At 62.9% G+C, this 13,648-nt stretch carries 15 protein-coding genes; 12 read left to right on the forward strand and 3 right to left on the reverse strand.

Annotated features, from left to right (window positions below):
• Positions 1–7 precede the first annotated feature (7 nt).
• Positions 8–1,120: a pyridoxal phosphate-dependent aminotransferase gene (locus D3242_RS20135; RefSeq protein ID WP_064985035.1), complete on the forward strand. Its 1,113-nt coding sequence runs from the start codon at positions 8–10 to the stop codon at positions 1,118–1,120.
• Here the strand turns inward: D3242_RS20135 and D3242_RS20140 are convergent.
• Positions 1,117–1,647: a MarR family winged helix-turn-helix transcriptional regulator gene (locus D3242_RS20140; protein WP_064985036.1), complete on the reverse strand. Its 531-nt coding sequence runs from the start codon at positions 1,645–1,647 to the stop codon at positions 1,117–1,119. The two genes, D3242_RS20135 and D3242_RS20140, sit on opposite strands and share 4 nt — an antisense overlap.
• 181 nt (positions 1,648–1,828) lie before the next feature.
• On the opposite strand from D3242_RS20140, the gene D3242_RS20145 reads away from it, so the two are divergent.
• The 7 genes from D3242_RS20145 (at position 1,829) to D3242_RS20175 (ending at position 8,743) form a co-directional block, all read left to right on the forward strand.
• On the forward strand, positions 1,829–2,113 hold the full coding sequence (locus tag D3242_RS20145; protein WP_019857177.1) for an acylphosphatase: 285 nt from the start codon (positions 1,829–1,831) through the stop codon (positions 2,111–2,113).
• Positions 2,114–2,196: 83 nt separating this feature from the next.
• Positions 2,197–2,838 carry a TetR/AcrR family transcriptional regulator gene (locus tag D3242_RS20150; RefSeq protein WP_038645625.1) on the forward strand — a complete coding sequence of 214 codons (642 nt, stop codon included), beginning with the start codon at positions 2,197–2,199 and terminating at the stop codon, positions 2,836–2,838.
• A gap of 72 nt (positions 2,839–2,910) precedes the next feature.
• Positions 2,911–4,074 (forward strand): isovaleryl-CoA dehydrogenase, encoded by a 1,164-nt coding sequence (locus D3242_RS20155; RefSeq protein WP_019857175.1) that lies wholly within the window; start codon positions 2,911–2,913, stop codon positions 4,072–4,074.
• A gap of 2 nt (positions 4,075–4,076) precedes the next feature.
• Entirely contained in the window at positions 4,077–5,684 is a 1,608-nt protein-coding gene (locus D3242_RS20160) for a carboxyl transferase domain-containing protein (protein ID WP_064985038.1), read from the forward strand.
• A 1-nt stretch (position 5,685) separates the two neighbouring features.
• Positions 5,686–6,216: an O-acetyl-ADP-ribose deacetylase gene (locus tag D3242_RS20165; protein ID WP_038645619.1), complete on the forward strand. Its 531-nt coding sequence runs from the start codon at positions 5,686–5,688 to the stop codon at positions 6,214–6,216.
• 120 nt (positions 6,217–6,336) lie between these two features.
• On the forward strand, positions 6,337–6,714 hold the full coding sequence (locus D3242_RS20170; protein ID WP_038645617.1) for a hypothetical protein: 378 nt from the start codon (positions 6,337–6,339) through the stop codon (positions 6,712–6,714).
• Positions 6,715–6,760: 46 nt separating this feature from the next.
• On the forward strand, positions 6,761–8,743 hold the full coding sequence (locus D3242_RS20175; RefSeq protein WP_064985107.1) for an acetyl/propionyl/methylcrotonyl-CoA carboxylase subunit alpha: 1,983 nt from the start codon (positions 6,761–6,763) through the stop codon (positions 8,741–8,743).
• Between the two features lie 82 nt (positions 8,744–8,825).
• On the opposite strand, the gene D3242_RS20180 is transcribed toward D3242_RS20175, so the two are convergent.
• A complete protein-coding gene (locus D3242_RS20180; RefSeq protein WP_027046653.1) occupies positions 8,826–9,947 on the reverse strand; it encodes a branched-chain amino acid ABC transporter substrate-binding protein in 1,122 nt (373 codons plus the stop codon).
• Positions 9,948–10,372: 425 nt separating this feature from the next.
• Positions 10,373–10,639: an SEL1-like repeat protein gene (locus tag D3242_RS20185; RefSeq protein ID WP_010915070.1), complete on the reverse strand. Its 267-nt coding sequence runs from the start codon at positions 10,637–10,639 to the stop codon at positions 10,373–10,375.
• Between the two features lie 438 nt (positions 10,640–11,077).
• On the opposite strand from D3242_RS20185, the gene D3242_RS20190 reads away from it, so the two are divergent.
• From D3242_RS20190 to D3242_RS20200, 4 genes are all read left to right on the forward strand, one after another.
• A complete protein-coding gene (locus D3242_RS20190) occupies positions 11,078–11,419 on the forward strand; it encodes a DUF2147 domain-containing protein (RefSeq protein ID WP_019857170.1) in 342 nt (113 codons plus the stop codon).
• A gap of 217 nt (positions 11,420–11,636) precedes the next feature.
• Positions 11,637–11,792: a hypothetical protein gene (locus D3242_RS33580; RefSeq protein WP_167470439.1), complete on the forward strand. Its 156-nt coding sequence runs from the start codon at positions 11,637–11,639 to the stop codon at positions 11,790–11,792.
• A 41-nt stretch (positions 11,793–11,833) separates the two neighbouring features.
• Entirely contained in the window at positions 11,834–12,028 is a 195-nt protein-coding gene (locus D3242_RS20195) for a hypothetical protein (RefSeq protein WP_019857168.1), read from the forward strand.
• Positions 12,029–12,144: 116 nt separating this feature from the next.
• On the forward strand, positions 12,145–13,608 hold the full coding sequence (locus D3242_RS20200; protein ID WP_223217760.1) for an AMP nucleosidase: 1,464 nt from the start codon (positions 12,145–12,147) through the stop codon (positions 13,606–13,608).
• Positions 13,609–13,648 lie beyond the last annotated feature (40 nt).

Raw genomic sequence — 13,648 nt, forward strand, 5'->3', positions numbered from 1 at the left:
TTCCACCATGCGTTTGCGCCCTCCCCTTTCGCCGCTTATCGCAGCACTTCCCTCGACCGTGCCTTTTGTCGGCCCGGAAGCGCAGGAGCGGGAGCGCGGGCGGGCTTTTCGTGCCCGCATCGGCGCCAATGAGAGCAGTTTTGGCCCGTCGCCACGCGTCATCGCCCGCATAGAGCGCGTCGCGCGCGACCAGTGGATGTATTGCGATCCCGACAATTACGAGCTGAAGGTCGCGGCTGCCGCGCATCACGACGTAGCGGTCGAGAACGTCGTTGTCGGCGAAGGCATAGACGGCCTGCTCAGTCTTGTGGCGCGCATGTATGTGGCACCTGGCGATGCCGTGGTCACCTCGCTCGGCGCCTATCCGACCTTCAACTTCCATATTGCCGGCGTCGGCGGGCGGCTGGTGACAGTCCCTTACGAGAACGACCGCGAAAGTCTGAACGGTCTGCTCACGGCGGTCGTCAAGGAGAAGGCTCCGCTGGTCTATCTGTCCAACCCGGACAATCCGATGGGCAGTTGGTGGGAAGCGGACGAGGTGATCCGCTTCATCGAGGCGCTGCCGGAGACCACCATGCTGGTGCTCGACGAGGCCTATGGCGAATTGGGGCCCGCCTCGGCCCTGCCACCGATCGATATCTCGCGACCGAATGTCATCCGCATGCGAACCTTTTCAAAGGCTTATGGGCTTGCCGGGATACGCTGCGGCTATGCGATTGCGGAGGCCCAGGTGATCCGCGACTTCGAGAAGATCCGCAACCACTATGGCGTCAGCCGCATGGCGCAGATCGCCGGCGTCGAAGCGCTCGCCGACCAGGCCTATCTCGAGACGGTGGTGGCGCGCGTGGCTGCCGGGCGCCGGCGCATCGCGGCGATCGCCGAGCAGAACGGGTTGAAGCCGCTGGCCTCGGCGACCAATTTCGTCACCATCGATTGCGGTCATGACGGTCCCTTCGCGCTGAAGGTGCTGCAAGGTCTGCTGTCACGTGATGTGTTCATCCGCAAGCCGATGGCGCCAGGGTTAGACCGCTGCATTCGCGTCAGCGTCGGCCTCGACCACGAACTGGATATCTTTGCCGAGGAATTGCCGGGCGCGCTGGCGGCAGCGCGGGGGAACTAGGCGCTTTCGCGGCGTTCGGATGCTGGCGCTGCGCTTAGCAGATGCCTGACGCGTGCCAATATATCCGACAACTCGGCGGCTTCCTCGTCGCCCAGGTCCACGGTCAGGCGGGTGAGATCGCGATCCGCAGCCGACTGAAGTGCAGCGAGCGCGACCTGGCCGCGCATGGTGAGCGAGAGGACGCGCCGGCGCAGAGCATCGGGGCCGGCACGCGTTTCGGTGAGGCCGGCGGCAGAGAATTTTCGAAGGATTCTCGTGACATAGGCCGGATCCAGCTGGAGGTCCCTGGCAATGTCGGACGCTGCTGGTTCGAAGTCGATTTGAAGCACCCGTGCCAGAAAGCCTGCCTTGCCGCCGGAATTGGCTGCAATGCGGCCGGGTCGACGACCCAGTTCGAACAGCACCCGCGCCTCGGTCAGCGTAAAGGCGCTGTGCGTCAAGGTTTCGTCGAGCAGCCCGATCAGGCCGGTATAAAACCGGTTGAAGCATCTGAGATCGCGGACCAAGGCACTGCGATCGGCTGGCATGTCATGCGCCTTCCCTGAGATTCCACTTCGGTGGATCATTGCGCAAAAGTTGACCAAGTCAACTATTTATTGGATGGGGTCATCCACCTTGCGAGCAAGCCTCGGCTTCTGTTCGATAGTCCCCTTCAAGCCAGTTGCCTTCGCTCGATCCTGCGCCAGACTCTAAGGAAGGGAGCGCACGATGAACGATCGGAAAAGGGCCGTCCAGGCCCGCGTACACGGCAGGGTGCAAGGCGTCGGCTATAGGATCTGGGCGAGAGGCGAAGCGGCAAGGCTTGGGCTGGTGGGCTGGGTGCGCAACGAAAGAGATGGCTCGGTAACGGCATGGCTTGCCGGCGCCGACATGGCGGTTTCGTCCATGATCGAACGGCTTCGCCAGGGCCCGGCGGGCGCTTCAGTCTCGCGGGTAGATGTCGAGGAGATCGAGACCTGGACCGCGCCTGGAGATTTCAGGATCGTCGCATAGGCCCATGCGCATCGATTTACTAGTTTGGCACTCTTGAATTAATTGAACGTTCGTTTTATTATCGTCGAATTAACGAGGCGATCATGGCGCGCACCACGGGATCGGACGGCGAGCGAACCGAGGCGGCAGTCCGCGAAGCGGCGGTCAACCTGATCGCACGCTACGGCTACGAGGCGATGTCGATGCGCCAGCTGGCGGCCGAGGTCGGCGTGCAGGCGGCCGCGCTCTATCGCTACTTTCCGACCAAGGAAGACCTGCTGTTCACGCTGATGCGCGAGCACATGGAGGGGCTTCGGGAGGCCTGGGAACGCGCGAGGCCATTCGATGCGGATCCGGCGGAGCAGCTTGCGGCCTATGTGCGCAACCACATCGCTTTCCACATCGGGCGCCGGCATGCCACGCATGTGTCGAACATGGAACTGCGCAGCCTGTCGCCCGACAGGCTGACACAGATCCTCAAGCAGCGCACAGCCTACGAAAAGGAACTGCGCACCATCCTGCGCGAAGGCGCCGAGGCGGGCGACTTCAGCATCGAGGACACCGGCCTGACGGCCATGGCGCTGATCCAGATGATGACCGGCGTCATCGTCTGGTTTCGCCCAGGCGAGCGGCTGTCGGTCACTGAAGTAACGGCGACATATCTTTCAATGACAATGCGCCTGGTTGGCGCGAGGATGGACACCTACAGCGCCGCACGTCCCTTGGACGGGCAAAGGACGCAGTAGCACTTGAATTTGCGCATGATCCTTTCCGAAAATCGAAGTCGATTTTCGGGGTCATGCGGGAGGAGGAACGGCATGTACACGAACACGCTCAGCTTCGGGCATGACGAGGATATCGAGGCGCTGCGCGACCTGGTACGCCGTTTTGCCCAGGACAGGATAGCGCCGATCGCCGGCGATATCGACCGCCAGAACGAATTTCCGGCGCATCTGTGGCGCGAGCTCGGCGACCTCGGCCTGCTCGGCATCACCGCCGATCCCGATTTCGGCGGCAGCGGCATGGGGTATCTCGCCCATGTGATTGCGGTGGAAGAAATCTCCCGCGCCTCGGCTTCGGTCGGTCTTTCCTACGGCGCCCATTCCAACCTCTGCGTCAACCAGATCAACCGCTGGGCGACGCCGGTGCAGAAGGAAAAATTCCTGCCGCCGCTGTGTTCGGGCGAGCGCGTCGGCGCGCTGGCGATGTCTGAATCCGGCGCCGGCTCCGATGTCGTCTCGCTCAAGCTGCGCGCCGAAAAGCGCAATGACCGCTATGTGCTCAACGGTACCAAGATGTGGATCACCAACGGCCCGGACGCCGACACGCTGGTCGTCTATGCCAAGACCGATCCTGAGCGGAAATCGCGCGGCATCACCGCCTTCATCGTCGAAAAGGCTTTTGCCGGGTTTTCCGTGGCGCAGAAACTCGACAAGCTCGGCATGCGCGGCTCCAATACCGGGGAGTTGGTGTTCGAGAATGTCGAGGTGCCATTCGACAATGTGCTGCATGAGGAAGGACGCGGCGTCGAGGTGCTGATGTCGGGCCTCGACTATGAACGCACCGTGCTTGCCGGCGGCCCGATCGGCCTGATGGCAGCCTGTCTCGACGTGGCGATCCCCTATGTGCACGAACGCAAGCAGTTCGGCCAACCGATCGGCGAGTTCCAGCTGGTGCAAGGCAAGCTCGCCGACATGTACACGGTGATGAACGCCGCGCGCGCTTACGTCTATGCCGTCGCGGCGGCCTGCGATCGCGGCCAGACCACCCGCAAGGATGCTGCCGGCTGCGTTTTGTTCGCGGCCGAAAAGGCGACGCAGATGGCGCTCGACGCCATCCAGCTGCTGGGCGGCAACGGCTATATCAACGACTATCCGACCGGCCGGCTGCTGCGCGACGCCAAACTCTACGAGATCGGCGCCGGCACCAGCGAAATCCGGCGCTGGCTGATCGGTCGCGAGATCATGGCGGAGGGGGTGTGAGCATGGCCGTCCTGCAAACCCAGATCTCCCCTTCCTCCGACAGCTTCCGCGCCAATGCCGAACGCATGCGCGCGCTGGTCGCCGACATCGCCGACAAGGCCGCGATCGTCGAGCGCGGCGGCTCCGAAGAGGCGCGCGAGCGCCATATTTCACGCGGCAAGCTGCTGCCGCGCGAGCGCCTCGCGCAATTGCTCGACACCGGTTCGCCCTTCCTCGAGATCGGCCAGTTCGCAGCGTGGTCAATGTATGGCGAGGAGATTTCCTCGGCCGGCATGATCGCCGGCGTCGGCCGGGTCGAGGGCGCCGAGGTGATGGTCGTCGTCAACGATGCCACGGTGAAGGGCGGCACCTACTATCCGCTGACGGTGAAAAAGCACCTTCGCGCGCAGGAGATCGCGCTGCAGAACAATCTGCCCTGCATCTATCTGGTCGACAGCGGCGGCGCCAATCTGCCCAACCAGGACGAGGTCTTTCCCGACCGCGAGCATTTCGGCCGCATCTTCTACAACCAGGCCAACATGTCGGCTGCCGGCATCCCGCAGATCGCCTGCGTCATGGGGTCCTGTACCGCAGGCGGCGCCTATGTGCCGGCGATGTCGGACGAGACGATCATGGTGCGCAACCAGGCGACCATTTTTCTCGGCGGCCCGCCGCTGGTGAAGGCGGCCACCGGCGAGGATGTCAGCGCCGAGGATCTGGGGGGCGCGGATGTGCATACGCGGCTTTCCGGCGTTGCCGATCATTATGCGATGGACGACGAACATGCGCTCGCCATCTGCCGGCGCATCGTCAAAAACCTGAATCGGAACAAGACCGTAAGCCTGAACTTACAGAGATCGATTCCACCGCTTCATCCGGCGGATGAACTCTACGGCGTCGTGCCGACCGATCTGCGCCAGCCCTATGACGTGCGCGAGGTGATCGCGCGTCTTGTCGACGGCTCCGAGTTCGACGAGTTCAAGCAGAACTACGGCACGACGCTGATCACCGGTTTTGCCCATCTCCACGGCATGCCGGTCGGCATCATCGCCAACAATGGCGTGCTGTTTTCCGAAAGCGCGCTGAAGGGCGCGCATTTCATCGAGTTGTGCTGCCAGCGCGGGATCCCGCTGGTCTTTCTGCAGAACATCACCGGCTTCATGGTCGGCCGGAAATACGAGGCCGGCGGTATTGCCAAGGATGGCGCCAAGCTGGTGATGGCGGTTGCCACCGCCAGGGTGCCAAAGGTGACCGTCATCATCGGCGGTTCGTTCGGCGCCGGCAATTACGGCATGTGTGGCCGCGCCTATTCCCCACGCTTCCTGTGGATGTGGCCGAACGCCCGCATCTCAGTGATGGGCGGCGAACAGGCGGCAACCGTGCTCGCCATGGTCAAGCGCGAAGGCATCGAGCGCAAGGGCGGCGAGTGGAGCGCCGAAGAGGAGGCGAAATTCAAGAAGCCTATCCTGATGAAATACGAGCATGAGGGCCATCCGCTCTACTCGTCCGCCCGCCTCTGGGACGACGGCATCATCGACCCGGCGAAGACACGCGAGGTGCTGGCACTCAGCCTTTCGGCCGCACTCAACGCCGAGATCGAGGACACGCGGTTCGGCGTGTTCAGGATGTGAGATGAGCAAGGCGCTGGACAGGATTCGCATCCACACCGGCGACATCACGAAGCTGGATGTCGACGCCATCGTCAATGCCGCCAACACCTCGCTTCTCGGCGGTGGCGGGGTCGATGGCGCCATCCATCGCGCCGCCGGCCGCGAGCTCGAGTTCGAATGCCGGATGTTGAACGGATGCAAGGTAGGCGACGCCAAGATCACCAAAGGTTACAAGCTGCCGGCTCGACATATCATCCACACCGTCGGGCCGGTCTGGCAGGGCGGCGGCAGGAGCGAAGCCGAACTGCTGGCCTCCTGCTATCGCAGGTCGCTGGAACTCGCGGCCGCCAATGATTGCCGAACGGTGGCGTTTCCGGCGATCTCGACCGGTGTTTACCACTACCCGAAAGATGAGGCGGCCGAGATCGCTGTCGGCACGGTCACCATGGTCATGGAAGAGAAAACCGTGCCTGAAGCTGTCATCTTCTGCTGCTTCGACGAGCACATGGCGGAACTATACTGGCAAGCCGTTGCTGCGCTCCGGAAGGGTTGAACTGTATGGACCAACCGATTCACCAACACATGCAAGCTCGAACCCCCGACAACGAACTGGCGGCGAGGAAAAATATTCGCTACTGCTTGTCCTGCGCAATGCAACGGGGACAGGGTGGAAATGGAACTGAAATATTGCCGGGGGATGGCTGCCTCGATACTTGCAAGTTTGCTCATATTCGCAACACATGGCGCCGGTTCGGCGGAATCGCTGGCGGGCAAGATGGGCGACAAGCGGTTTTCCCCGACCTTGTCACTCGATCCGAAGGAAGCCTGCTACAAATCCTACCTCGCCTATATCGCGGCCAGCGGCCATTCGGCCTACGCCACGACGTTCTATTCGCGCGTCGTCGATCTCCACATTTTCTGCAGCGTGAAGCTGAACGCACCTTCGCAGAAGGCCGCGGAGGAAACGGCGTTGCGCGCCTGTCAGAGCGGCTTCGCCAAATGGAAGGTCAAGACCGCAAGCGGCGGCTGCGCGATCGCTGCGTCGAAGTAAGCCGGCGGCCAGGCTGGTGCCGCCCGAGGCAAACCCGGGAGGCTCCATGTTCGCCAAAATCCTGATCGCCAATCGGGGCGAGATTGCTTGCCGTGTCATCCGCACGACCCGCAAGATGGGGGTGCACACCGTCGCCGTCTATTCGGACGCCGACGCGAAATCCCTGCATGTCGAGATGGCCGACGAGGCCGTTCACATTGGCCCCTCGCCTGTCGGTGAGAGTTACTTGCGCGGGGACCGGATTGTCGCGGCTGCGCTTTCGACGGGGGCGCAGGCCATCCATCCCGGCTACGGCTTCCTGTCGGAAAATCCTGATTTCGTCGACCAGGTGGTGGCGGCGGGGCTCACCTTCATCGGTCCGTCGGCGGCCTCGATCCGCGCCATGGGGCTGAAGGATGCCGCCAAGCGGCTGATGGAGAAAGCCGGCGTTCCCGTCGTTCCGGGCTATCATGGCGAAGCGCAGGAGATCGTGCTGCTTGCCTCCAAGGCACGCGAGATCGGCTATCCCGTGCTGATCAAGGCGCGCGCCGGCGGCGGCGGCAAGGGCATGCGGCGCGTCGAGCATCCCGATGATTTCTCCGAGGCGCTATCCAGCGCCCGGCGCGAGGCAAAGGCTGCTTTCGGCGACGACCGCGTTCTGGTCGAAAAATATGTCGACAAGCCGCGGCACATCGAAGTGCAGGTGTTCGGCGATAATTTCGGCAATGCGGTGCATCTTTACGAACGCGACTGCTCGGCGCAACGCCGCCACCAGAAGGTGATAGAGGAAGCCCCCGCCCCCGGCATGACGCCGGCGCTGCGCAAGGCGATGACGGAAGCGGCGGTGAAGGCAGCCAAGGCGATCGGCTACTCAGGCGCCGGCACCATCGAGTTCATCGTCGACGCCTCGCACGGGCTGAAGGCCGACCGCTTCTGGTTCATGGAGATGAACACTCGCCTGCAGGTCGAGCATCCCGTCACCGAAATGGTCACCGGCATCGATCTGGTCGAGTGGCAGTTGCGGGTTGCCAGCGGCGAAAAGCTGCCGAAGACGCAGAGCGAGATCGCGCCGACCGGCCATGCCCTGGAGGCGCGCATCTATGCCGAGGATGCGGCAAAGGGGTTCCTGCCCGCAACGGGTACGCTGCATCATCTGAAGTTCCCTGACGCGGCCCCCGAAGGCGCCACAATGCGCGTCGAGACCGGCGTGCGGGCCGGCGATGCCATCTCCCCCTACTATGATCCGATGATCGCCAAGCTGGTGGTTCATGCCAAGGACAGGCAAGCAGCGCTGGAAGCGCTCGGCGCGGCGCTGTCGCGGACCGAAATCGCCGGTTCCACGGTCAACACCGGTTTCCTTGCCGCCCTTGCCGCCGATCCCGACTTTTGTGCTGGCGACGTCGACACCGGCCTGATCGGCAGGCATCAGGCGGCACTGACCGGGGTCGCGCCGCCGACCGGCGAAATCGTCTCGGCAGCAGCGCTCGCCGCCTCCGGTGCGGAAGCCTTGCCGCCATCGAACGACCCATGGTCGTCGCTTTCCGGCTATGCGCATTTCCACGGCGTGGCGCGGCGCACGCGGCTGAAGTTCGGCGAGACCGATATACTGGCAAAGGTTTCGGTGCGGCCGGACGGGCGCTTCCAGGTGGCGCTCGATGCGCCCTATGACAGCACCAATTCGCATGAATTCCGCGCCACTCCCCGCCTCGCCCGCTGGCCTGGCCACATCACTGTGTTCGAAGGCGCCGTCGGCTACACATTCGCGGTATCGGACCCCTTGGCACGCAGCGATGACGCGGCTGCCGCCTCCGGCAGCTTGCGCGCGCCGATGCCCGGGCTGGTCAAGCTGGTGCGCGTAGCGAAAGGCGACGCGGTGATCAAGGGACAAGCGTTGCTGATCCTCGAGGCGATGAAGATGGAGCACACCATCGCCGCCCCGCATGACGGAGTGGTTGCCGAGATCGCCGTGGAAGGAGCGCAGGTCACCGACGGGACGGTGCTGGTGCGGTTCGTCGAGGAACAGAGCGCGCCGACCGCTGCCACAGGCTGACAAGCGGAACGCTGCGCGGACCGCAAACAAAATGGCCGGGGCGAACCCCGGCCATTTCCTTGGATTATCTCATTACCCGAGATTACTGCGCGATCGGCGCGTACTTGCCGTCATGCCACTGGTTGATGTCGTAGCTGGCGTTCTTGAGGTCGCCCTTTTCGTCGAAGGTGACGTCGCCGACAACGGTGCTGATCGGCGTGCCGTTCTTCAACGCTTCGGCAACCTTGGCCGGATCGTCGCTGCCGGCGCGCTTGATGCCTTCGGCGAACGCCTGGACCACGGCGTAGGAGAACAGCGTGAAGCCTTCCGGCACGAAGCCGCCGGCCTTGATCTTCTCGACGGCGGCCTTGGCTTCCGGCTTTGCCTGCGGGTCCGACGGGAAGACGAACATGGTGCCTTCGCCGGCCGGGCCGGCAACCTGCCAGAATTCCGGCGAGGCAATGGAGTCCGGCATGATCAGCTGGAACTTCAGGTTCTGTTCGGCCGACTGGCGCAGGATCAGGCCGGCTTCAGGATGATAGCCGCCGAAATAGACGACGTCGGCCTTGAGATCCTTCAGCTTGGTGACAAGCGCCGAATAGTCCTTCTCGCCGGGATTGATGGCGTCATAGTAGACTTCCTTGAGGCCGCCAGTGTTCATGGTCGCCCTGACGGCATCGGCCACGCCCTGACCGTAAGCGCTCTTGTCGTGCAGGATGACGACGTTCTTGCCGGCATATTTCTTGGCGATCCACGGGCCGATGAAGGCGCCCTGTGCATCGTCACGCGTATAGAGGCGCATGATGGTCGGCCAGCCGGCCTTGGCGGCCGCGTCGGTCAGCACCGGGTTCGAGGAAGCCGGGCTCATCATCAGCGCGCCGGCCTCGGCATAGACGGCCGAGGCCGGAATGCTCGAGCCCGAGCAGGCATGGCCGTCGATGAACTTGACGCCGTTGGCGACGATGCGGTTGGCGACCGACACGGCCTGCTTGGGATCGCACTGGTCGTCCTCGATATCGAGCTTGATCATCGAGCCGTTGACGCCGCCCGCGGCGTTGATGGCATCGGCGGCGGCCTGTGCGCCCTGTTTGAACTGATCGCCGATGGTGGCGAGCTGTCCGGTCATCGGGCCGACCACCGAGACGGTGATGTCGTCGGCGAATGCGACGGGCGCACTCATCATCAGGCCGAAAATGGCCGCGCTCAAAATACTCATTTTTTTCATGGCAATAGAACTCCTCCACTCACGCGCGGCCCCCGGCCGCGCTTCTTCCAGAGAGGCGGGACAATTTCATCCTTCATTGGGCCTGTCTAGGCGCATTGGCGCCACTCGATTGGGCCTGCGAGCCCTCATCCACGCAAAAAGCCACGCCAGCCTTGTTCCGGCTGGTCGTGGCTTTTTTTGCCTATCGGGCGGTTTCCCAGCGCCCCCGCGCCGCGAACCCCAACGGAGCCTTCCCTGTCTTCCCTGCCATGATCCGAAGAACGGATACTTTTCGGGGTCATGGTCCGTCGCACGGCTTGGCCGATCCTGCATGCCGCATTCTTGTTGTTGATGGCCCGTGGCCTGGCTGTCTGCGCAGCCTTATCCCTGTTTTGGCCCGACCGTCTTGGAGCGGTCTTGGCCGGAGCGTCCCCGTCTGCCGAAACTCAGTGCATGGTCATCCATTCGCGGGCTTCGCGCAGCGCCTTGGCGATCTCGACCTTCGACATGGCGGCCGACAGTTCCGAGCGCAGTTCCGCGGCGCGGGCTGAGCCCTTTATGGCGGCGATGTTGAACCATTTGTGGGCGGCAACGACGTCGGTTTCGCAATCGCGGCCGGTCGCATACATCATGCCCAGTTCGAAAAGAATGTCGGCCTGGGCAGTTGCCCCCATGGCGCCGAAACCTGCTTCAAGCATTTCAAAACGTGCCATTTTAGTCCCCTGTCTGGCTCCCGAGAGCTGCCTCCGTTCGTCTTGTCCGGGCCGCTCTTTCGATGCTTCCGAGGATGCCGATCAGGCTTGAATCCGTCGTTAAATGGCGTGCTTAATTTGAAGAAAACAAAGCTAAAACAAGAGGTAAACGCGGAAATTCGTTAAGGATACGAAGTCAGCAATTCAGCCGATTTTCGTCAAATTCGAGGAAAATTTTTCGAGCCTGGATCAACACTCCGCTAACCACGGGAAACAAACAGCACGTGCCGGTCGTTTTCATTTCCTCGCCGACGGAGCCAATTCAGGCGGCTTCAAAATCCCAAAGTCTTCCGTTGCGGCACCGCTTTTGTTTTGCCGGGAGCTGGATTAGCTTACGTTTGCGTAAGCGGCAGACCGGCGAGGCGGAGAATTCGGCCGGCTATCCAAAGGGAGCAAGACATGTTTCGAAAAGTGAGCCTGGCTCTTGCAGCCACATTGATCATCGCGGGTGCGGCGTGGGCCGATCCGATCGAGGGCAATTGGAAAACGCAAGCCGGCGATACCGCGGCCATTTCAGGCAGCGGCTCGTTTTCCATCACGCTCAAATCGGGCAAATATGCCGGCAAGACGATCGGCTCGCTCAAGGCGGCGGGCGACAACAAATATGCCGGCAGCATCACCGACCCTGCAAACGACAAGACCTATTCGGGCAAGGCGACATTGTCGGGCACCGCTCTCAAGATGAGCGGCTGCGTGCTTGGCGGACTGATCTGCAAGAGCCAGACCTGGCACAAGCTCTGATCGATCTATCCTTGCGACATCCATGACGGGGCCCGACAGGCCCCGTTTTCGTTTCACCGGCACGTCAAGCCCTGGGGCTCTTGCCCCCGCTGCCGGTGGCCGGCGACGACCCGCCCAGATCCCGTCAATCAATTTGAACCGCAGATGAACGCCGGCATCAGAGCCGGTTCAGAGGCGTTGGGGCATTCTCCGGCGTGTTGAAGGAGACACGACCCCAATGCTTGCTCGCCGCTTCACCATCGTCTGCCTGCTGATGAGCCTGTTTGGAATGTTCTTCGCCATCCTCGTCGCCGAAGCGGGCCGTTCTCCCCGCTCCTGGGACGAAGTCACCAGAATGTGCCGCCTCGCCTGCCCGACCAACCTTCGTCACTGAAACAAAGAAACCCGGACCTCGAAAAGAAAAGCTCAGACATCATGACCCGCATCGCCGCCAACACTCTCAAGACCCTTCGGCTCCTGCCGCGGGCGGCGCTCATCCTGGTGCTCCTGGCCGCGCCGGTCCTGGCGGTGCCGATGATGCGCGCGGATGCCGGCTCGACGATCGAGGCGCCGGCCCTGAGGAAGTCCGGCGTGGGTTTCGTTCTGCTGGTCAGCCTGCAGCGGGGATAAAGAAAAATGGCGCTTTGGGCGCCTTCGGCAGCGACACCCCTCCCAACCGCTCGTCCAAGTCTCTATATTGAGCCATGGAAAAGCGAATCTACCCTCAAGCCATCGAATCTGTCGTCATGCCGGAGCCTTTTGGCCGGCAAAGCTTCGACAGCGCCGAAAAAGCCGTTGCCGCACTGCAGTTGCTTTACGACCGCAACACCAAGTTCCTGCGCGACGCCTTCTCGGCCCTGGCGGCCGCCGGCGGCGACAGCAGCAAGCGCTACCGCGCCTTCTATCCCGAGATCGGCGTCACCACGAGTTCGTTCACCCAGGTCGACTCGCGCCAAGCCTACGGCCATATGCCGACACCCGGCCATTTCGCCACCACGATCACACAGCCGCACCTGTTCGAGAGCTATCTGGTCGAACAGCTGCGCCTGATCATGCGCAACCACGGTGTCTCTGTCACGGTTTCGGAATCGACCACGCCCATTCCGCTGCATTTCGCCTTCCTGGAGGGAACTTACGTCGACGGAGCCGCCGCGGAGCGCATCAAGCGGCCGATCCGCGACCTGTTCGACGTGCCGGATCTCGACGGCACCGACGACCAGATCGCCAACGGCACCTTCGAAGTGGCCTTTGGCGAACCAAGGCCGCTGGCTCCGTTTACGGCGCAGCGCATCGACTATTCGCTGCACCGCATGACGCATTATACGGCCACCAGCCCGCAGCATTTCCAGAACTTCGTGCTGTTCACCAACTACCAGTTCTACATCGACGAATTCGTCGCCCGCGCCCGCGAACTGATGGAGAAGGGCGGCGGCGGTTACGCGGAATTCGTCGAGCCTGGCAATGTCGTGACCAGGGCCGGACAGAGTTCGCCCAGCGAAGGCGTTGGGCCGCAGCGCCTGCCGCAGATGCCGGCCTATCACCTGAAAAAGCCGAACCATGGCGGCATCACCATGGTCAACATCGGCGTCGGCCCTTCCAATGCCAAGACGATCACCGACCACGTCGCCGTGCTGAGGCCGCATGCCTGGGTGATGCTTGGCCATTGCGCCGGGCTGCGCAACACACAGGCGCTCGGTGACTATGTGCTGGCGCATGCCTATGTGCGCGAGGATCACGTGCTGGACGACGACCTTCCGGTCTGGGTGCCGATCCCGCCGCTGGCGGAAATCCAGGTTGCCCTGCAGGAAGCGGTCGCCGAAGTCACCGGCCTGTCCGGCTATGATCTGAAGCGCATCATGCGCACCGGCACGGTCGCCACCATCGACAACCGCAACTGGGAACTGCGCGACCAGCGCGGACCGGTGCAGCGCCTGTCGCAGTCGCGCGCCATCGCGCTCGACATGGAATCGGCGACGATCGCCGCCAATGGCTTCCGCTTCCGTGTCCCCTATGGCACGCTTCTGTGCGTTTCCGACAAGCCACTGCATGGCGAGTTGAAGCTGCCTGGCATGGCGACCGAGTTCTACAAGCGCCAGGTGGCGCAGCACCTTACCATCGGCATCAGGGCGATGGAGAAGCTGGCCGAGATGCCGATGGAGCGGCTGCATTCGCGCAAGCTCCGGAGCTTTTCGGAGACAGCGTTCCAATAGGCGGCCGCAGCGCCTGGGCGAGGCATTTCGTCGTCTTGCC

This window comes from Mesorhizobium jarvisii, from assembly GCF_003601985.1.
In the GTDB taxonomy this organism is placed as follows: domain Bacteria; phylum Pseudomonadota; class Alphaproteobacteria; order Rhizobiales; family Rhizobiaceae; genus Mesorhizobium; species Mesorhizobium jarvisii.